We start from the raw sequence: 18,876 nt of genomic DNA on the forward strand, positions 1-18,876 counted from the left end.
GTGCTCATGGGACGGGCATCCCCGCTGCTTCTTCGAGGCCCTGTCCCATGGCGATCTCCTCCCTCTCTCGTCCGTCCTCCAGCCCGTGCGCGAAGCCTTCCCCCGAAGCCGGGCAGGCCCCGCGGAATGTCGTGGTGAAGGTCGTGAAGCCGGACGGCTCGCCCGTGAAGACGGTGGACTCCGCGAAGCAGCCCCAGGAGTTCGCGAAGCTGCTGAAGGAGCTGGGCCTGACGAAGGAGGCCCTGCTGAAGGGCGAGGGCGCGAAGGCCCAGGGCCCGAAGCCCACCAATAGCTCACAGAGCTTCCAGCAGAACTGGCAGCGCGACAGCTTCGAGCCGTCCAAGGCCCAGGCCCAGAAGGCGCAGCCCGCGCCGGCCCCGGCTCCTGCCCCCGCGCAGGCGCAGGCGCAGGGCGCGAAGGGCCCGTCCTCCGGCAAGAGCGCGGATGCGGTGGCCCAGGACATCGCGAAGGAGGCCACGTCCTGGAAGTACGACTACACGGGCGGCAAGTCGTGGGATGCCGCCATGAAGAACGCCAGCACCTTCGACGCGTCCAAGTCCGGCGTCTGCGTGGACATGGCCATCGAGGCCGAACAGCGCTTCGAGCAGGCCGGCGTGGACGCGCAAGTCGTCTTCGGCAATACGGACCGGGGCCTCCATGCGTGGGTGGAGTTCAAGGACGACAAGGGCCAGTTCCAGGCCTTCGACCCCACCGCCGCGGCCTGCACCAAGAAGGCCGACGACGCCATCACCCCGTACGACAGCGGCCTCTACGGGTACCAGGGCGTCACCGAGACCCACCAGGCGGTGGGCTGAAGTCCGCGCGCTACCGGAGGTTCCGGATGACGCGACAGGGATTGCCGGCGGCGAAGACGTACGGCGGGATGTCGCGCGTCACCACGCTGCCCGCGCCAATGGTGGAGCCCTCGCCGATGGTGACGCCCGGGCAGATGATGGAGCCGCCGCCAATCCATACCTTCGAACCGATGGTGATGGCCCGGCCCAGCTCCGGGCCCTTGATGCGCTCATCCGGATCCACGGGATGCGTGGCCGCGTACACCTGCACGCCCGGGCCGAAGGACACGTCGTCGCCAATCGTCACCGTGTTGCAGTCCAGGATGACGCACTGGAAGTTCATGAAGACGCGCTCGCCCAGCCGGATGTGCTCGCCGTAGTCGCAGAAGAACGGCGGTTCGATCCACGTCCCGGCGCCCACCTTGCCCAGGAGCTCGGTGAGCAGACCCTCACGCTGCGGCAGCTCGTCCTCGGTGGACTGGTTGTAGGAGCGCAGGAGCTTGCGGGCGCGGGCCCGCTCGGCCACCAGCTGCGGGTCGACGGCGCTGTACAGCTCGCCCGCGAGCATCTTCTCTTTCTCGGTTCGTGCCATGCCCTGAAGAGTAGCCACCTGTTCCCCTGGATGGTGAACAGCCCGCGTCCCGGCTTCGAGGACGCGGGTGACACCGGACGGTGCGGCCAGCGAGGATGCCGGCCATGAGGACTGAGCGGGTCGAGGAGACGCTGGAGCGCATCCGTCGCGAGGTGGAGCGGACGCCGGACGGCGTGCTGGCCTTCGATGGGGACGGCACGCTGTGGAGCGGGGACGTGGGGGACGACCTGTTCATGGCCCTGCTGGAGCACGGCGGCGTTCGCCCCGAGGCCCTCGTGGCGCTGGAGCGGCTGGGGGCCCGCCACGGCGTGGAGTCGCATCCGGACGCGGTGACGCTGGCGCACGCGCTGTTCAAGGCGTTCGAGGCCGGGCGGCTGCCGGAGAAGGACACCTACGAGATGATGGCGTGGATCTTCGCCGGCTGGCACGCGGAGGAGCTGCGCGGCTTCGCGCTCGACGTGGTGGCGAAGCGGGGCGTGGCCGGCCGCGTCCATCCGGAGGCCCGCCGCGTGGTGGAGTGGGCCCGGGGGCAGGGTGTGGACTGCTACGTGGTCAGCGCGTCGCCGCGCGCGGTGGTGGAGGCCGCGGTGCGCGAGGTGGGCATCACGCCCGACTTCGTGGTGGCGTGCACGCCGAAGGAGGAGGGCGGGCGGCTGCTGACGTCCGTCTTCGAGCCCGTGCCCTACGGCCCCGGCAAGGTGAACAGCCTGAGGCTGCGGACGGACCGGCCGCTCTACGCCGCGTTCGGCGACAACGTGTTCGACCTGGAGCTGCTCGCGGCCGCCCGCGTCCCGGTGGCCATCCGGCCCAAGGTCCGGCTGCGCGACCGCGCGGCGGAGCTGCCCGCGCTGGTGCAGCTGCACCCCGAAGAGGCCTGACGCAAAACGGGCGTGGAGGAGGCCTCCACGCCCGTCTCGCTGAAACCTCCACGCGCCGCTTCGTGGGTGTCCACGAAGCGGCGTCATGTGGAGCGTCGCGTGAGTCAGCTCCCCGTGACGGGGACGAACTCCACGCGGCGGTTCGCGCTGCGGCCCTCCGGCGTCTCGTTGGACACGCGCGGACGGTCGGGGCCGAAGCCCTTCGCCTCCAGCCGCGAGCCCGCGATGCCCTTCTGGATGAGGTACGCGCGCACGCGGTTCGCGCGCTGATGGCTCAGCGTGCGGTTGGCCTCCTCCGGGCCGCTGTTGTCCGTGTGGCCCTCAATCCGGACGTTCAGCTTCGGGTTCGCCTTCAGGTAGGCCACGATGGAGTCCAGTTGCTGCTGCTCGTTCTCCTGGAACTCCGACTGGTTCACCGGGAACTGGACGATGTGTCCCAGCGGCGACGTCGTCTCCTCCGCGGGCTTCTCCTCGGGCTTCGGCTCGGGCTTGGGCTGTTCCTTGACGGGGCAGCCGCGCTCGGACGACGGACCGGCCTCGTTCGGGCAGGCATCGTCCTTGTCCGGCACGCCGTCGCCGTCCGTGTCCTTCACGGGGCAGCCACGCTCGGACGACGGACCGGCCTCGTTGGGGCAGGCATCGTCCTTGTCCGGCACGCCGTCGCCATCCGAGTCCTTCACGGGGCAGCCGCGCTCGGACGAGGGACCGGCCTCGTTCGGGCACTGGTCCTCGCGGTCCACCACGCCGTCGCCGTCAGAGTCCTTGTCCGGGCAGCCGTTGTTCTCCACGGAGCCGGACTCCAGCGGGCAGCGGTCGTCCTTGTTCGCCACGCCGTCGCCGTCGTCGTCCTCGTTCGGGCACTGCTCCGGCGTGTGGCTGCGGCCGGTGCGGCAGCGGTCCACGGGCTCGGGCTCGTTCGCGTACGCGATGCCCGCGGCCAGCCGGAACGACGGCGTGCCCGGGATGTCCGTGAAGCCGTGCCCGCCGATCGCGAACGCCTCGAAGCCGGCGCCCACCGGCAGCCGCACGCCGCCCAGGAGCTCCAGCGCGAAGTCCGACTCCACGAGCGACTCGGCGGCCTGCAGCGCGATTTCGGCGCGCAGCCCCTTGCCTCGCGTGGCCACCACCACGCCCTGCTCCAGCTCCGTGCCCACGTCGCGGCCCGGCTCCACTTCACGCGAGCGGATCCGGATGCCCGCGTTGGCGCCCAGCACCACGGGCCCCAGCTCGCGGCTCACCGACACGCGGGGCGCGAACTGGAACCCGGCCCAGCCCGCCTGACGGCCGAACGCGTCCGCCGTGCCGCCCGGAATCCCGATGTCCAGGCCCAGGCCCAGGAACACCGGCGCGCCTTCCTCGCGCCGCAGCAGCTCGTAGCGCACGCCCAGCTCCGGCGTGCCCAGGCCGAACGAGTCCGGCTCGCTCACGCCCACCAGCTGCTCCGCGCCGTGACCGCCCTGCGCGATGATGACGGGCAGCTTCGCGGAGAACTCCAACCGGTCCACCGGCGACCACGCGCCGGCCAGCCAGCCCGCGGTGCGGTAGTGGAGGATGGAGCGCTCCAGCCCGTCACTGCCCTGGAGCAGGAGGATGCCGCGCTCGTAGTTGACCATGAGGAGCAGGCGGTAGCCGCCCTCGGGGAGCACGCGGCCGGTGTCCACCAGCATCGAGTCCGTCGCCGCCGGCGTGAAGCGCAGGCGCTCCAGGTCCAGCGGGACGAGCGGGCTCGTGGTGGTCTGCGCGAACGCGGCGGGGGTGACGGCGGTGGCCAGCAGCGCGGCCAGCGCCCAGCTCTGAGCCTTCATACGCAAGGGGAGGTCCATTCGAGAAAAGAGGGAGCGCATGTCTCAGTTCCCCCGGGCCGGGTTCTGACGGCGGCGCGAGTTCCCCCAGGCCGCGAGCGCGGCGAGGAGCGCCAGCGCGGACGTGGTGCCACCGGTGCTATCGCAGCCACCGCCGGCGATCTCCACGACCTGCGCCTGGACCCGGACCTGGAACGTGCACTGCGCGGTGTTGCCCGCGTCATCCGTGGCGGTGACGGTGACCGTCGTGGCGCCTGCCGGGAAGGGGCTGCCGGAAGCGGGCGAGGACGTCACCACCGGCGAGGCCGTCACCGCGTCCGTGGCCGTGGGCTCGAACGTGACCGTCTCACCAGGGGCCGCGCTCCGGGACTCGGGGCAGGTCAGCGTGGGCGCCGTGGTGTCCCGCACCGTCACCTGGAACGAACAGGTGAGGCCCGTGGAGGTCGCGGTGACCGTCGTGGTGCCAATGGGGAACAGCGCGCCCGACGGCTGCGTGTAGCTCACCGGGAGCCCTCCCGCCGGATCCAGGACCGCGGGGTCGTAGGTCACGAGCGCGCCGTCCGGATCCGTCGCCTCCACGACGACGTTCGCGGGGCAGGTGAGGGTGCGGGTGACCACGTCCTCCGTCACGTTGAGGGTCACGGTCGCGACGTTGCTGTCGTCGGCGCAGTCACGGACCCGGTAGGTGAAGCTGTCCGTGCCCACGAAGCCGGCCTCGGGCGTGTACTCGAGGTTCCCCTGCGCGCTGGTGCCGAGCGTGCCGTGCTGCGGCTGGGTGACGACCGTCCAGGTCAACACCTGGCCGGGGTCCGGATCCGTGCCGGCCAGGGCGAGCTCCAGCGGCGTGTCCTTCTGGACGGTGACCGTCTGGTCCGCCGCCGTCGGAGGCTGGTTGGGGACGACCGTCACCATGCGGCCGCCGGGGATGGCGTTGGCGAAGACCGTGAGCGCGTAGGTCCCCAGCGGCGCGTCGGCGGGCACGGTCACCGTCGCGCGGGTGGCCGAGGTGTTGCTGCTGGGGAGCGTCCAGAGGCGTCCACCCTCGGCGGCCCGCAGGCGCACCAGGGGGAAGTCGGTGGGCGAGTCCGCGGTGTTGCCGCTGCTTCCGCCGGAGATGCCCCGGAAGCGCAGGCCCTCCACGACGGTGGGGCAGGCGGCGACGAGGGTCGCCGGGTTCGTCACCGTCGGCCGCCAGGCGGGGAGGGCCCGGGTGTCGTCATACAGCTGCGCGTTGGTGGGCTCCTGCCCCCCCGCCAGCAGGACCTCGCCCGAGGGCAGGGAGGCGCTGAACAGGCCTCCCTCCGCGGCGGGGTCCTCGACGCTGGTCCACGCGCGGAGGAGGGGGTCGTAGACCTCCGCCGTCTTGGCGTATTCGCCAGTCGTGGTGATTCCGCCCGCGACCAGCACCTTGCCGGAAGGCATCAGCGTGGCGGAGTGGAGCCAGCGCGGCTGCGTGAGATCGTTGTCCACGGGCGCCCAGGTGTTGGTGCCGGGCGTGTAGAGCTCCGCGGACGTGAGCACCGTGGCGACCGTCTTACCGCCTGCCGCGAGCACCTGGCCCGACGGCAAGAGCGTCAGCGTCAGCTCTTCGCGGGCGGCCGCGAGGTTCGCCGCCGGGGCCCAGGCGTCGTTGGTGGGGTTGTAGAGCTCCGCGGAGGCCAGCTCCGCGCCGCCGGCGGTGCGTCCGCCCACGACGAGCACCCGGCCGTCCTGGAGCAGCACGGCGCGGTGTCCGCCGCGCGGCATGGAGAGCGGGGCCGCGGGGGTCCACGTGTTCGTGTCGGGCGCGTAGATCTCCACGGTGTCCAGCACGGTGGTGTTGCGCTGACCGCCGACGACGAGCACCCGGCCATCCGGCAGGAGCGTGGCGGTGTGCAGGTGGCGCGGGCTCAGCAGGTCCGCGGTGGCCAGCCAGGTGTTGGTGGTGGGGTCGAAGCGCTCCGTGGAGGGCGTGGAGGTGTTGACGTTGCGGCCGCCCGCGATCAGGACCTGCCCCGAACGCAGCACGGTCGCGGTGCCGCGCTCGCGCGGCGTGAGGAGGTCGGGCAGGGCGGTCCACGCGTTGCTCGCGCGGTCGTACAGCTCCGCCGCGGCCGACGAGGTGAATTGGCCGCGGCCGCCCGCGACGAGCACCTGGCCCGAGGGCAGCAGCGCCACCGCGGCGTCGGTGCGGGGCGTGCCCATGGCGCCAGCGGGAGACCACTGGCTCCTGGCGGGGTCGTAGACCTCCGTCTGCGCGAAGAAGGTCTGGGCGGGGTTGTTGGATTCGCCGCCCGTGACGAGCACCTTGCCCGAAGGCAGCAGCGTCGCGGTGTGGTTCGCACGGGCGACGTTCAGCGTGCCGCCGGAGGTCCAGGTGCCGGTGGCGGGATCAAAGATTTCGGACTCGGTCTGCGCCGGGTTCCCGTCGACCGCGCCGCCGGTGACGAGGACGCGGCCATCCGGCAGCAACGTGGCCCGGTGGATGGCTCGCGGGAACGCGAGGCTGCCGGTCGCGGTCCAGGTGTTGGCTGCCGGGTCATAGAGCTCCGACTGGGCCGTCGCACCGCCAGCGGTCTGTCCGCCCGCGAGGAGCACGCGGCCGTCGGGGAGCAGGGTGCTCGTGGCGTAGTGACGGGCGACCAGCGGGGGGGCGGCGGCGGACCAGGTGCCGGTGGCCGGATCGTAGAGGTCGGCGCCGGGCACCTCGTCGCTGCCGCTGAAGCCGCTCACCGCGAGCACGCGTCCGTCGCGCAGCCGTGTCGACACGTGCTGGCTGCGGCCCGTGGACATGGCGCCCGTGGCGGTGAAGGTGTTGGTCGCGGGGTCGTAGAGCTCCGCGGTGGTGAGCCGGACGCCGCCACCGCCGGTGCCGCCCGCGATCAGGACCTGTCCCGTGCCCAGCAGCGTGGCCGTGGGGAAGGAGCGGGTCGAGGACATGTTGCCCGTGGAGGTCCAGGTGTTGCTGGCGGGATCATAGAGGCGTCCCCCCTGCGAGCCATCGGTCAGCACCAGCACCCTGCCCGTGGGCAGGAGCACGGCCAGGGTGATGTTGCCCGTGAGGCTGGTGGGGCCCGCGGAGCTCCAGGTGTTGGTGGCGGGATCGTAGGTCTCCGCCGTGCCCACGAAGCCGGAGTTGACGCCATTGACGACGAGCAGCCTCCCGTCGGGGAGCAGGACGGCCGCGTGGCGCGCGCGGGCCGTCGCCATGGAAGCGGTGTTGTACCAGGCTGGCGCCGCCGCGAGACGGGCGGGCGTGTTGCGGATGCCCTCGGATGCCGCCGGGCGCTCGTTCCCGCCGCAGGAAAGAAGGCCCAGGCTCGCGGCGAACAACAGGAGCCTGCTCCAGACAGCGCGTTGTGACCGCATCGATGAAACCCCGATCCGCGAGGGCTGGCGCGAACACGACCGTCGGCCCGCCGCTCGACGTAAGCACTCCGGGTTGCGGATTATCAGTGCGCCGGGTGCTGGGGCAATGCGTGAAAAAATCCGGCGCGGTTACCCGTCGTGTGGGTCGGATGTCTTCTTGGGAGGGGCCTCCAGGAAGCGGCGCCACCAGAGACGGGCCTCCTCGTCGGTGTAGCCGTCCCAGGTGTTGACGTGGGGGAGGGGCAGGAGCCAGGGCTCCAGGAACCGGGCCAGCTCGCGATACGCCGGCAGTGTCTCACCCAGCTTCGTGTCCCCCGCGAGCGGCGCGGGGCCCAGGCTGATCAGCGCACGGCCTCCGGTGAGCTCCTGGACGCGGGTCTCCGGATGGCTCAGGTGCGAGCGGAGCGCCTGGAGACCGCCAACGGTTTCAAGGAGGGGTGGGCCCAGGAAGTTCAGCCAGTGGATGCCGTCAACCTGGAGGCCCATGTCCAGGGACATTCCTTCCGCGGGTACAGCCCAGCCGGGATGGCGGAACAGGTCCGCCTTGAGCAAGGGAAGGGCCTTCCAGAATCCTCTCGATGGAGCGAAGGACAAGCCGGCATGAGCCGTCGAGAACGGGAGGGAGCCGGCAAGGTCCAGGGCCAGTTCACGCAGCCGTGCCGGGCCCTGCTCGTCGAGAAATCGGAGGGGCACCTGGACGCTCAAGACACTGAGCATTCTTGCGCTGGGATTGCGCCAGGGCAGCCGGGAGCGATAACGGAATTCGTAGCCGCTCGAATCGGATTCGTCGCCCGTCAGGCGCACGTTGGCATCGAACCGTCTCCGGGTCAGGACGTCGAACCAAAGGGAGTCTCGCGGCAGGTCGTCCAGGAAGTCATCGGTCGGCGCCGCGCCGAGTCGCTCGCGCAGTTCTTCCCAGACGGCCGGCGTGAGCGGAGAAGGATCGCCATCCGCGTCCCAGGTCGTGGTCAGCCTTCCGGAGCCTGGACCCAGGGCCTGCTGGTAGGCGTCGAGTGCGCGGACAACCGAGGCCGCGATCACGCCGTGGTCGTGGGGCAGGAAGAACTCAAAGCCCACGATGGGCTGGACCCTCGGAGTGCCAGCGCCAGGAGGTCGCGGTGCCAGCGGCTCACTCACGGATGACTCCCATGAGGGGAGTGACGATGGCGGGTTTGCACTTCCCTCCAAGCCGCCCGTAGTCCTTCAATTGCTGCTGAGCCGCATCCAATGGATGTTCTTTCGACCACAGGGTGCAGGGAAACTTGAAGTCATAGATGCACTGGATCCAGTTGGGCTGTCCGGAGGCATGCAGCACGATGTCCGGTTTCATGGAGCCCTCCCACTGATTCGTCAATGCGTACGCGCCGCTCTTTGATTCCTCGCCGAAGCGTGGCTCGATGGAGACCTGATCGGGAAAGAGCTTGAGGATCTCTCGCCGTACACAGGCGAAGGCCACCGCATGTTTCAGGGTGCCAAGCTCCATCTGTCGCGTGAGGAGTTCGCCTTTCTTGTTCCGGCCGATCACCCGCTTGCACTCCTTGTCGTCCGGGTATCTCCCCTGGCCGTACTCACGCTCATTGACGATGAAGTCGGCTTCCTTCGCGCACTCCACCAACAGGTGCTCGATGCGGGCGACGTCCGCCGCCTCCAGGAGCTTCATCGTGGCGCCTGCCGTGGCCGCGGCCCTGGCGGCCTTGTCCACCCACGGCAGGAACGCTTCATCCCCCGGCTGCGTGTAGCAGGTGGGATTGCGCAGACATCCACTGGTCGCGGAGTCGGACGTCTGCGCGTACTGCCTTGGACCCGAAGCGCAAGACAGACAGAGCAGGGCCACCAGCCCACCCAGCAGGCGCCCATCAATCATCGTCTTCACCCACGTCGTGCGCCGCCGCGTTGAACAGGCCGAAGCCCCCGGCCTCCTCACTGGAGATGTCCGCCCGGCGCAGGGCAGGGGAGTCCCGCGTCTGTCCCACCGCCATCCACCGGGGCGCGGCCAGCAGCACGCCGTCCTTCGGAAGCTCCGGCAGCAGGTGCTCCAAATCGCCGAGGATGAACTCCACGTGCCCCACATCCTCCGGCTCCGGCAGCCCCTCCGGCGGATGCCACGGCCCTCCATCCAGGTGCCCGAACGGGAAGCTCCCCGTGCCGCTCGCGCCCCCGTACCCACCTTCCAGCAGCTGCCGCGTCCGCTCCTCGCCCCCCGTCACCGACGGCAGGCACACGCGCGTCAGCCAGTCCCAGGTCGCCGTGCCCTGCTCCACGGGCCAGTCCAGCTCCACCGTGTCATCGGCCTTCGCCAGCAGCGCATCGATGTACGCACACGCCGCTCGAGGCCCCAGCACGCCACCCCGGCGCGCCTCCGCTACCGCCGCGGGCCACAGCTCCTCCCGGTAGTAGTGCGCGAAGTAGAACCCCGGCTCCTCCCACTCCGGACGCGCGCCCCGGGGCAGCTTCGCCAGCACCAGCCCGCTCGACAGGTATGCGGGCCCCGTGGCCCGGGGGTGGAACTGGCTGAAGGCCAGCCGGAACACCCGCACCGCCAGCCCCGCCTCCTCCGTCGCCTCCAACCCCTCCGGACACCCCGAACGCAGGTGGAAGTCGTCGAAGCGCAGGAACACGTCCACTCCCATGCCCACCGCGTTCTGGCACAGCGACTCCAGGCACGCCGCCAGCGGATGCCCCGAGGCTTCCACCGACGCCTCCCACGCCGCCGCCAGCACCGTGCGCGTTTCCGCCTCCACCCGCAGCGACAGCCGCACCCGGCCGCCCTCGAATGGAGCCTCCCCGTGCCGGACGTCCTCCCCGTGAAGCGCGCCCCGATGTTCCTGCCCTGGAGTCGTCATGCTAGGCACCCATCCTTTCCCACACGTCCCCTCCAGGCCAGGAGCCCCATGTCCGAGCCCTCCCATCCGCGCGACGGCGACTTCGAACTCGTCACCCTGCGCAACGGCCACCGCGCCGTGCGCCACCTGGGCCATGGCGAGGTCATGCACCCCGCGGTGGGCCCGTGGCAGGAGGCCCTTCGCCTCTACGTCGACCAGCCCGGACTCGCGGACCGCCTGCGCAAGCCCGGCCCGCCGCTCGTCATCCACGACGTGGGCCTGGGCGCCGCCACCAACGCCGTCGCCGCGCTCACCCGCGCGCGGGAGCTGGGCCCGGACCGCGCCCGCGACCTGCACATCGTCAGCTTCGAGGTGGACCTGGCCCCGCTGCGGCTCGCGCTCGCGGACGCGGAGGGCTTCCCCTTCCTCCAGCCGTTCCGCGAGGCCGCCGAAAGCCTCATGAAGCACGGCGCCTGGAGCGAGCCCGGCATCCAGTGGACCCTCAAGCTGGGGGACGCGGTGCCCTTCCTGGAGCCGGACGCGGAGCTGCCCCCGGCCGACCTCGTCTTCTTCGACCCGTTCTCACCCGCGTCCAACCCGGACATGTGGACCGAGGCCGTCCTCGCCCGGGTGCGCCGGCATTGCAGGGAAGACGGAGAGGGCGCCCTGCTGATGACCTACAGCGCGGCCACGCCCACCCGCGTCACGCTGCTGCTCGCGGGGTTCTACGTGGGCGCCGGCGTGTCCACCGGCACCAAGGGGGAGACCACCGTGGCCTCGACCCGCTACGAAACACTGGCCGCCCCGCTGGGGACCCGGTGGCTGGAGCGCTGGGAGCGCTCGTCCTCCCGGGCCCCGCACGGGGGCACCCTCACGCCTGAGGTCGAGCGTCGCCTCCGGACCCATCCTCAGTGGCGCTGAGCGCCCCTTCCACGGCGGCCTCGCTCCAGCGCAGGTGGAACGTCGCCGCCGTGCCGTCGAACTCCTCCGGCAGCGCCACCACCCGCCAGCCCCCGCACAGCGCCACCGCGCGCGCCAGGAGCCCCGCCGCGAACGTCGGCTGATCCGCCAGCACGTCGTTCATCCATAGCTCCAGCGAAGTCGCGCTGCGCTCCACGATTTTGACTTCACTGAAGTTGTTGCCGGCGCGAAAGCCCAGGTCCGCCCGCAGCAGCATCCGCCGGGGACCGGCCAGCCGGCCCACGCCCAGCAGCGCACGGCCAAAGAAGGTGCCGAAGTAGGCGTCCATGAAGCGCTCGCCCAGGGAGTAGTACGCGGCCTCCGCCGGCACGCCGCCATAGACGTGCCCGGCCGCGATGCGCAGGAACTCCCGCCACTGCTCCAGCGAATAGGTGCGCTCCAGCTTTTTGTCGAGGTCCAGCCCCGCCCGCTTCAGGTGCTCGCGGCACGCTGGCGTCAGGCGGTTCTCCAGCGCGCGGACGAAGAGCGCGTCGACGGTCTGGGCGAAGACAAGCTTCTCAGGATTCATGGGGAGCACCCTACACGAAGCCCCCCATGCGATGCTCCCCCACCTGTGTACTGACGTTCAGTGTCGCGCCCCCCGAGTGTCAGGAAGCTGGCTCGCGCCGCACCCTTCGTGAACTCCGGGTGTTTTCAGACCCTGCGTTGACGGCCCGCGCCACCAGTCCGCGCAGCCACTGGTGCGCGGGGTCGCCGTCGAAGCGTTCGTGCCAGACCTGGAGGATGTCGAAGGGGCGCACGGGGATGGGCGGGGGGAACACCTGGAGCGCGTACGCGTCGCGGAACGCGGCGATGAGCCGGCGAGGCGCGGTGAGGACGTGGTCGGAGCGCGACACCACCAGCGGGGCGATGAGGAAGTAGGGCACACGCACGGCGATGCGGCGCGGGGGCAGGCCGCGCTGGGCCAGGGACAGATCCACCGCGCCCACGCCGTCGCCTTTCGGGCTGATGAGGATGTGGGACAGCTTCAGGTAGGTGTCCAGGTCCAGCTTGCGGCGCACGGTGGGGTGGTCCTTGCGCACCACGCAGACGAAGTCCTCGGTGAGGAGCTTCTGCTGGCGCAGGCCCGGCCCGGACGGCACGGGCGCGACGATGATGGCCAGGTCCACCTCGCCCGTCTCCAGGTGGCTGGGGAAGGTGTGGCTGTCCACGTGCAGCACGGCCAGGTCCACGCCGGGGGCCTCGCGGCCCAGCAGCTCCAGCGCGCCCGGCAGCAGCACCGACCCGAAGAAGTCGCGCGTGGCCACGGTGAAGCGGCGGGTCGCGGTGGCGGGAGCGAACGGGGGCTCGTCGCGCAGGGCCCGCCGCAGCTCCGCCAGCCCCCGCTTGAGCGGCGCGGCCAGCTGCTGCGCGCGCGGCGTCAGCACCATGCCGCCCCGGCCGCGGATGAGGAGCGCGTCGCCCAACAGCTCCCGCAGCTGCGCGAGCGCATGGCTCATCGCGGACTGGGTGAGGCCCACGCGCGCGGCGGCGCGGGTGACGTGCGCCTCCTTCAGCAGCGCGTCCAGCGCCACCATCAGGTTGAGGTTGATGCCTGAGAGGTCCACCTCCGTGGGGGAGGGCGCTGGGGTTTCATGAACGCGGCGCATGGGCCCATGCATAGCATGCAGTGGCCTCATGCAGGGCGCGGGGGCACTGTTGCGCCATCTCGCTGTCGTTGGAGGCACCCCATGTCCATCGTCATCAACACCCCGAACGGCAACATCGGTCGTCCCCTCGTGGAGAAGCTGCTGAAGGCGGGCCGGAAGGTCACCGTCATCTCGCGCACGCCGGAGAAGGTGGCGGACCTGGTGAAGCTGGGCGCGAAGGTGGTGCAGGGCTCCATCGACGAACAGGCCACGCTGGACGCGGCGCTCGTGGGCGCGGAGGCGCTGTTCTGGCTGTCTCCGCCCGCCATCCGTCCGGACTTTCACGAGTGGGCGAAGGCCAACGGCAAGATGGCCGCGGAGCGCGTGAAGGCGCACGGCGTGAAGCGCGTGGTGATCCTCTCCAGCGTCGGCGCGCAGAGCGGTCCGGGCACGGGGCCGGTGTCCGTGCTGAAGCCCATTGAAGAGGCCTTCCAGGCGGCGGCGCCGAACGTCGTCAGCCTGCGCGCGGGCTTCTTCATGGAGAACCTGCTGCGCGACGTGCAGGGCCTGGCGAAGGCCGGCGCGCTCTTCAGCGCGAGTCCGGAGACGAAGGCCTTCCCGATGGTCGCGACGGCGGACATCGCGAACAAGGCCGCCGAGGTGCTCCTGGACACGGCGTGGACGGGCCACCGCTACGTGGGCGTGCACGGGCCCAAGGACCTCACCTATCCGGAGGTCGCGAGCATCCTCACCCAGGTGCTGGGCCAGCCCGTGAAGTACGTGCGGGTGGGGCTGGAGGACCTGCGCAACGGCATGACGGGCGCGGGCATGCCTGCTTTCGCGGCAGACACCTTCGTGGAGATGTACGGCGCCATCCAGGACGGGCGCATGGACCCGGCCGAGCCGCGCTCGAAGGAGACGACCACGCCCACCACCCTGGCGGAGTTCGCCAGCACCGTGCTCAAGCCGGTGGTGGAGCATGCGCGCGCGTCGTGACGGCGTCCGCCCGTTCGCTCGCATAAGGAACAGGACAGGGGAACGTCCGCTGCCCCGTCTTCTTCCTGCCAACTGGTGCACGATGGAGGCCTGCCGGAGATTGCTCCGGTACGGCCACCCACCGAATACGAGCGCACCATGGACGAGCAACGCCCCGCCACGCCCCCGGCCCGGACGGACCCTTCCATCGACCTGCTCCACCAGCGCACCCGTCAGCCGCTGGAGGTCATCTTCTCCCCCCGCAGCGTCGCGGTGGTGGGAGCGAGCGAGCGCCCCGGCAGCGTGGGCCGCACCGTCCTCTGGAACCTCATCAGCAGCCCGTTCGGCGGCACCGTCTACCCGGTGAACCCGCAGCGCCCCAACGTGCTCGGCATCAAGGCGTGGCCTTCCCTGCGCGCGCTGCCGGAGGCCGTGGACCTGGCCGTCATCGTCACCCCCGCGAAGTCCGTGCCGGCCATCATCCGCGAGTGCGCGGAGGTCGGCGTCAAGGGCGCCATCATCATCTCCGCGGGCTTCAAGGAGACGGGCCCGGAGGGCGCGAAGCTGGAGCAGGAGGTGCTGCACATCGCGCAGGCCGCGAACCTGCGCATCATCGGCCCCAACTGCCTGGGCGTGATGCGCCCCACGAGCGGCTTCAACGCCACCTTCGCCAAGGGCATGGCCCGCCCCGGCAACGTGGCCTTCATCAGCCAGTCCGGCGCGCTGCTCACCTCCATCCTCGACTGGAGCCTGCGCGAGGCCGTGGGCTTCAGCGCCTTCGTCTCCGTGGGCTCCATGCTGGACGTGGGCTGGGGAGACCTCATCGACTTCCTCGCGGATGATCCGATGACGCGCTCCATCCTGCTGTACATGGAGTCCATCGGCGACGCGCGCGCCTTCCTGTCCGCCGCGCGCGAGGTGGCCCTCACCAAGCCCATCATCGTCATCAAGGCCGGCCGCACCGCGCAGGCCGCGCAGGCCGCCGCGTCCCACACCGGCACGCTGGCCGGCAGCGACGAGGTGCTCTCCGCCGCCTTCCGCCGCGCGGGCGTGCTGCGCGTGGACTCCATCGAGGACCTGTTCCACATGGCGGAGGTGCTGGCCCGCCAGCCCCGGCCGTCTGGCCGCAGGCTCACGCTGCTCACCAACGCGGGCGGCCCCGCCGTGCTCGCCACGGACGCGCTGGTGTCCGGCGGCGGCGAACTGGCCGTGCTGTCCGACGACACGCGGAAGCAGCTGGATGGCTTCCTGCCGCCGCCGTGGAGCCACGCCAACCCGGTGGACATCCTGGGAGACGCGGACGCGGAGCGCTACGCGAAGGCCCTGGAGACCACCGGCGCGGACCCCAACAGCGACGGCCTGCTCGTCATCCTCACCCCGCAGGACATGACGGAGCCCACCAAGACGGCGGACCGCCTCAAGGGCTACGCGAAGCTGCCCGGCAAGCCCGTGCTCGCCAGCTGGATGGGTGGTTCGGAAGTCGCCGCCGGCGAGCGCATCCTCAATGACGCGGGCATCCCGACCTTCGGCTACCCGGACACCGCGGCCCGCGTCTTCAACTACATGTGGCGCTACTCGGACAACATCGCCGGGCTCTATGAGACGCCCACGCTGGCGGAGGAGCCCACCGGCGGAGCCCGCGACGTGGCGCGCGCCCTGGTGGACGAGGCCCGCGCCTCCGGCCGCACCCTCCTGTCTGAATACGAATCCAAGCGCCTGCTGGCCGCCTACGGCATCCCCACCGTGGAGACGTGGCTCGCCACGTCGGAAGACGAGGCGGTGGAGAAGGCCCGCGCGCTGGGCTTCCCCGTGGTGCTCAAGCTGCACTCGCTCACGGTGACGCACAAGACGGACGTGGGCGGCGTGCGGTTGGACCTGCGCGACGAGGCGCACGTGCGGGAGGCCTACCGCGCCATCCGCGACGCGCTCGCGGAGCGGGGCCTCCAGGACGCGTTCCAGGGTGTCACCGTGCAGCCCATGGCGAAGCTGGACGGCTACGAGCTGATATTGGGCAGCAGCCTGGACGCGCAGTTCGGGCCGGTGCTGCTCTTCGGCGCGGGCGGCACACTGGTGGAGGTGATGCAGGACCGGGCCCTGGGCCTGCCGCCCCTCACCACCACGCTGGCGCGGCGGATGATGGAGCGCACGCGCATCCACCACGCGCTCAAGGGCGTGCGCGGCCGGGCCCCCGTGGACATGGGCGCGCTGGAGCGGCTGATGGTGCGCTTCAGCCAGCTGGTGGTGGAGCAGCCCCTCATCCGTGAGCTGGACATCAACCCGCTGCTCGTCTCCGGTGAGCGCATCATCGCGCTGGACGCGCGTGTGGTGCTGCACCCACCGGACGTCGCGGCCGCGTCCCTGCCGAAGCTCGCCATCGAACCGTACCCGCACCAGTACGCGAAGGTGCTCACGCTGAAGAACGGCGAGCAGCTCCTGGTGCGCCCCATCCGCCCGGAGGACGAGCCCGCCATGGGCCGCTTCCACCAGGCCCTCTCCGAGCAGACCGTGTTCATGCGCTACGCGGGCCTGATGAAGCTCAGCCAGCGCGTGGCCCATGAGCGCCTGGCGCGAATCTGCTTCAACGACTACGCGCGGGAGATGGCGCTCGTCGCCGAGCGGCCGTCGCCGGACGGGAAGGGCGGGGGAGAGATCCTCGCGGTGGGCCGGCTCACGCGCCTGCGCGGCACGAAGGACGCGGAGTTCGCCATCACCGTCAGCGACCCCGCGCAGCGGCTGGGCCTGGGCACGGAGCTGCTCCGGCGGCTGGTGGATATTGGGAAGGACTGGGGCCTGCGCCGCATCGTCGCGGACATCCTCACGCGCAACCGCGGCATGCAGGCCGTCAGCAAGAAGCTGGGGTTCACCCTCGTGGAACACGAGGAGTTGGCCCCGGACATGGTCAAGGCCGTGAAGGTGCTCAACGGCTGACCGTGCCCGGGGCTCCCCGGTGCCAAGGGACTACACGTCGTCGCAGGGCGTGCCCAGCCGCGCGCCCGTGTAGACGCCCAGCTCGTTGTAGATGAAGGGCAGGTTCTCACCCACCGGCACCGCGCGCAGCTTCTGGCGCTTGCTCTTCACCACCCAGAACGACGGCTCCTCGCGGTCCACCACGAGGCGCAGGTCGCCGCCCTGCGTGGAGAAGATTTCCCCCTGCGAGTCGGTGACGACGTTGAGCATCTTCTGCTGCTTCACCTGGCCGCGCTGGCCCGTGAAGATGCGGAAGCTCTTGTTGTCCGCGCCGATGCCGCGCTCGACCAGGTAGTACACGCCCTTGTCGTCGCGCAGCAGCGCGTACGGCTGGAACTTCACCGGGCTGGGCTGGTAGGCGGCCTTGCGCAAGAGCTCCTTGGCCTGATCCGCCGGCACCGGCTGCTGCGGCAGGTTCTTCTCCCCGCAGCGCAGCGCGCACGTCTTGAAGTCGTCGCTCAGCTTCACGTCCGAGACGACCCGGTAGTCCGTGCCGCGGAAGTTGTCGTTGGCCTTGGGGTTGAAGAAGCGGGGCTCGAAGAAGGCGCCGTCCGTGGCGGAGGTGTAGCCCACGGGCACCACCTGCGTGAACGTCTTGCCGTCCCCGTAGAACAGGTCGCCCTCGTGCTCGGGCGTCTGGGGGATGAGGACCGTGTAGTGGCCCTTGCCGTCCGCGCAGACCTTCGCGGACTCCAGCACCATGCGGTCGCGCAGCTTCTGCTCCTGCTTCCAGGGCGGATCCAGCGCGAGCGCGGCTTGCGGGGCCAGGACGAGCCCCAGGGCGATGACCATGTGTCGAAGCGTCATTGTCAGTGGGCTTTCGTTCTAGAGGGTGTCGGTGAAGAAGGAGGTGGTCGCATCCGACTGGACCGTCTCCCTGGGAGCCACGGACCAGATGATCTTCTGGGCCTCCAGCTTCAGCGCGGCCTTGGCGTCCATGCGGCACTCCAACGCCTGGAGCTTCTGCTGCACGGTGCGCTTCGCCTCGTCGGAGCGCTCGCACAGCTTCTGGAGCGACTCCAGCGGGCCCGCGCAGTAGCTGCCGAAGGACATCTCGTTGAGCTGCTCGTTGGTGATGGAGTCCCAGGCCACGGTGGACGTCAGCTTCGAGCCGCACGCCTTGTTCGTCTCCGCCAGGGCCGCGGACAGCTGCGTCTCCGCCTGGCTCGTCCAGAACTTGCGGTCGAACGCGAGCAGGCCCTGGTACTTCTTGTCGCCTTCCAGGTCCTGGTAGCGCTCGAAGACCTTCTCCACCTTCAGCGAGCCCGTCTTGCCCGTGTCCGGCTTCAGGTGCGTGTAGCCCGTGTGGTTCACGCCGCTGAAGACCAGGTCCTCGTAGCCGCCCCGGTCATGCACGGTGACGAAGCGCTGCTTGTGGCCGCGCCACATCGTCCAGTACTCCACGGCGCGCCGCTGCTGGGTGTCCACCCCCGCGACCAGCACCTGGCCGTCCAGCTCGCTCTTCGTGCCTTCGAACGCGACCAGCGCCTTCTTCGCGTCACCGGGCTCCAGCGCGATGAGGGTGATCTTCTCGCCGGCCTCGTTGGAATACACCTTGCCGGTGGTGGGCTTCGTGCCCGCCACCTCGCTGTCGGGCCGCACGCCCCGGGAACACCCCAGGGACAGCGCCACGACCCCCACTGCCAGTAGCACTCTCACGACGACTCCTTGGATTGCGGGCGCGCCCCCGCTCTGGAGTTTCCGCGCGCCCGGACGACCCTACAGGTCGATATCGTACTGCGAACAGTATTGTCGGACCCTTGGACGTTCCGTTGCCGGTACGCGGGTCCATTGCGCGCGCGCGTTCGCCAGGTCGTGCTGCTGGCAGTACACGCGGGTGAGCAGCGAGAACGACAGGCCGGTGATCTTCGTGCGCTGACTGCGCCGGATGTGACGCAGCGCTTCCGCCGTGTTCGACGCGTCCAGCGCCTTCTGCGCCGCCGCCAGGTCCTCGCGCACGCTGTCCGGCATGGACTCGGGGGTGCCGCGAGGCTTCGGCTTTGTCGTCACCGTGGGCGAATCCGGCGTGGGCTGCGTGGAGTTCTCCGGATCCGTCGGCTGCGTCTGCTGGGGCTCCGGCTCCACGGGCTTCTTCACGTCCTCCGGCGGCGTCACGACCACGGCGGGCGGGGTGACGGGCGTGGAGGGC

The 18,876-nt window shown here is 70.7% G+C and carries 15 protein-coding genes and 1 pseudogene; 5 read left to right on the top strand and 11 right to left on the bottom strand.

Annotated features, from left to right (window positions below; translation table 11 throughout):
• The first annotated feature begins 47 nt into the window (after positions 1-47).
• Complete coding sequence (locus tag D7Y21_RS09060; protein WP_120565546.1) at positions 48-815, top strand: transglutaminase domain-containing protein; 768 nt, start codon at positions 48-50, stop codon at positions 813-815.
• A 10-nt stretch (positions 816-825) separates the two neighbouring features.
• Here the strand turns inward: D7Y21_RS09060 and D7Y21_RS09065 are convergent, their stop codons facing one another.
• Positions 826-1,386: a sugar O-acetyltransferase gene (locus D7Y21_RS09065; protein ID WP_121712557.1), complete on the bottom strand. Its 561-nt coding sequence runs from the start codon at positions 1,384-1,386 to the stop codon at positions 826-828.
• Between the two features lie 104 nt (positions 1,387-1,490).
• Between D7Y21_RS09065 and D7Y21_RS09070 the strand changes: the two genes are divergently transcribed.
• A complete protein-coding gene (locus D7Y21_RS09070; RefSeq protein ID WP_121712559.1) occupies positions 1,491-2,264 on the top strand; it encodes an HAD family phosphatase in 774 nt (257 codons plus the stop codon).
• A gap of 104 nt (positions 2,265-2,368) precedes the next feature.
• On the opposite strand, the gene D7Y21_RS42575 is transcribed toward D7Y21_RS09070, so the two are convergent.
• The 5 genes from D7Y21_RS42575 to D7Y21_RS09090 all read right to left on the bottom strand — a co-directional run bounded on the left by D7Y21_RS42575 (position 2,369) and on the right by D7Y21_RS09090 (position 10,257).
• Positions 2,369-4,069: an OmpA family protein gene (locus D7Y21_RS42575; RefSeq protein ID WP_233612031.1), complete on the bottom strand. Its 1,701-nt coding sequence runs from the start codon at positions 4,067-4,069 to the stop codon at positions 2,369-2,371.
• Between the two features lie 42 nt (positions 4,070-4,111).
• On the bottom strand, positions 4,112-7,414 hold the full coding sequence (locus D7Y21_RS09075) for a kelch repeat-containing protein (protein ID WP_233612032.1): 3,303 nt from the start codon (positions 7,412-7,414) through the stop codon (positions 4,112-4,114).
• 129 nt (positions 7,415-7,543) lie between these two features.
• The gene (locus D7Y21_RS09080) at positions 7,544-8,491 is read right to left on the bottom strand and encodes a type VI immunity family protein (protein WP_121712561.1); all 948 of its coding nucleotides are present in this window, start codon (positions 8,489-8,491) and stop codon (positions 7,544-7,546) included.
• A gap of 52 nt (positions 8,492-8,543) precedes the next feature.
• Positions 8,544-9,116: a hypothetical protein gene (locus D7Y21_RS09085; protein ID WP_158627263.1), complete on the bottom strand. Its 573-nt coding sequence runs from the start codon at positions 9,114-9,116 to the stop codon at positions 8,544-8,546.
• Positions 9,117-9,270: 154 nt separating this feature from the next.
• A complete protein-coding gene (locus D7Y21_RS09090) occupies positions 9,271-10,257 on the bottom strand; it encodes a hypothetical protein (protein WP_147469233.1) in 987 nt (328 codons plus the stop codon).
• Positions 10,258-10,305: 48 nt separating this feature from the next.
• Between D7Y21_RS09090 and D7Y21_RS09095 the strand changes: the two genes are divergently transcribed.
• Positions 10,306-11,157 carry a tRNA (5-methylaminomethyl-2-thiouridine)(34)-methyltransferase MnmD gene (locus D7Y21_RS09095; RefSeq protein WP_121712567.1) on the top strand — a complete coding sequence of 284 codons (852 nt, stop codon included), beginning with the start codon at positions 10,306-10,308 and terminating at the stop codon, positions 11,155-11,157.
• Here D7Y21_RS09095 and D7Y21_RS09100 read toward each other — a convergent pair.
• Together D7Y21_RS09100 and D7Y21_RS09105 are read right to left on the bottom strand one after the other, a co-directional pair.
• The gene (locus D7Y21_RS09100) at positions 11,108-11,725 is read right to left on the bottom strand and encodes a DUF2378 family protein (protein WP_120565537.1); all 618 of its coding nucleotides are present in this window, start codon (positions 11,723-11,725) and stop codon (positions 11,108-11,110) included. The two genes, D7Y21_RS09095 and D7Y21_RS09100, sit on opposite strands and share 50 nt — an antisense overlap.
• Positions 11,726-11,804: 79 nt before the next feature.
• On the bottom strand, positions 11,805-12,806 hold the full coding sequence (locus tag D7Y21_RS09105) for a LysR family transcriptional regulator (protein WP_233612033.1): 1,002 nt from the start codon (positions 12,804-12,806) through the stop codon (positions 11,805-11,807).
• An 81-nt stretch (positions 12,807-12,887) separates the two neighbouring features.
• Here D7Y21_RS09105 and D7Y21_RS09110 point away from each other — a divergent pair, with 81 nt between their 5' ends.
• Both D7Y21_RS09110 and D7Y21_RS09115 read left to right on the top strand, forming a co-directional pair.
• Entirely contained in the window at positions 12,888-13,781 is an 894-nt protein-coding gene (locus D7Y21_RS09110) for an NmrA family NAD(P)-binding protein (protein WP_121712570.1), read from the top strand.
• A 138-nt stretch (positions 13,782-13,919) separates the two neighbouring features.
• Positions 13,920-16,688, top strand: coding sequence for a bifunctional acetate--CoA ligase family protein/GNAT family N-acetyltransferase (locus D7Y21_RS09115; RefSeq protein ID WP_121712572.1), 2,769 nt, complete (start codon positions 13,920-13,922; stop codon positions 16,686-16,688).
• A 30-nt stretch (positions 16,689-16,718) separates the two neighbouring features.
• Here the strand turns inward: D7Y21_RS09115 and D7Y21_RS09120 are convergent, their stop codons facing one another.
• The 3 genes and pseudogenes from D7Y21_RS09120 to D7Y21_RS41730 all read right to left on the bottom strand — a co-directional run.
• Positions 16,719-17,534 carry a hypothetical protein gene (locus D7Y21_RS09120; protein WP_233591777.1) on the bottom strand — a complete coding sequence of 272 codons (816 nt, stop codon included), beginning with the start codon at positions 17,532-17,534 and terminating at the stop codon, positions 16,719-16,721.
• A gap of 18 nt (positions 17,535-17,552) precedes the next feature.
• Positions 17,553-18,386, bottom strand: a complete 834-nt coding sequence (locus D7Y21_RS09125; RefSeq protein ID WP_147443295.1) for a hypothetical protein — start codon at positions 18,384-18,386, stop codon at positions 17,553-17,555.
• 60 nt (positions 18,387-18,446) lie between these two features.
• Positions 18,447-18,876, bottom strand: a pseudogene (locus D7Y21_RS41730) (hypothetical protein); the annotation flags it as partial.

This window comes from Corallococcus sp. AB045 (assembly GCF_003668895.1).
In the GTDB taxonomy this organism is placed as follows: Bacteria; Myxococcota; Myxococcia; order Myxococcales; family Myxococcaceae; genus Corallococcus; species Corallococcus coralloides.

Bases quoted from the DNA above. Each gene is read 5' to 3' on its own strand.
- D7Y21_RS09065 (WP_121712557.1), bottom strand. From the start codon at position 1,386: ATGGCACGAACCGAGAAAGAGAAGATGCTCGCGGGCGAGCTGTACAGC.
- D7Y21_RS09060 (WP_120565546.1), top strand. From the start codon at position 48: ATGGCGATCTCCTCCCTCTCTCGTCCGTCCTCCAGCCCGTGCGCGAAG.
- D7Y21_RS09110 (WP_121712570.1), top strand. From the start codon at position 12,888: ATGTCCATCGTCATCAACACCCCGAACGGCAACATCGGTCGTCCCCTC.
- D7Y21_RS09095 (WP_121712567.1), top strand. From the start codon at position 10,306: ATGTCCGAGCCCTCCCATCCGCGCGACGGCGACTTCGAACTCGTCACC.
- D7Y21_RS09105 (WP_233612033.1), bottom strand. From the start codon at position 12,806: ATGCGCCGCGTTCATGAAACCCCAGCGCCCTCCCCCACGGAGGTGGAC.
- D7Y21_RS09115 (WP_121712572.1), top strand. From the start codon at position 13,920: ATGGACGAGCAACGCCCCGCCACGCCCCCGGCCCGGACGGACCCTTCC.
- D7Y21_RS09120 (WP_233591777.1), bottom strand. From the start codon at position 17,534: ATGACGCTTCGACACATGGTCATCGCCCTGGGGCTCGTCCTGGCCCCG.
- D7Y21_RS09075 (WP_233612032.1), bottom strand. From the start codon at position 7,414: ATGCGGTCACAACGCGCTGTCTGGAGCAGGCTCCTGTTGTTCGCCGCG.
- D7Y21_RS09100 (WP_120565537.1), bottom strand. From the start codon at position 11,725: ATGAATCCTGAGAAGCTTGTCTTCGCCCAGACCGTCGACGCGCTCTTC.
- D7Y21_RS09090 (WP_147469233.1), bottom strand. From the start codon at position 10,257: ATGACGACTCCAGGGCAGGAACATCGGGGCGCGCTTCACGGGGAGGAC.
- D7Y21_RS42575 (WP_233612031.1), bottom strand. From the start codon at position 4,069: ATGAAGGCTCAGAGCTGGGCGCTGGCCGCGCTGCTGGCCACCGCCGTC.
- D7Y21_RS09070 (WP_121712559.1), top strand. From the start codon at position 1,491: ATGAGGACTGAGCGGGTCGAGGAGACGCTGGAGCGCATCCGTCGCGAG.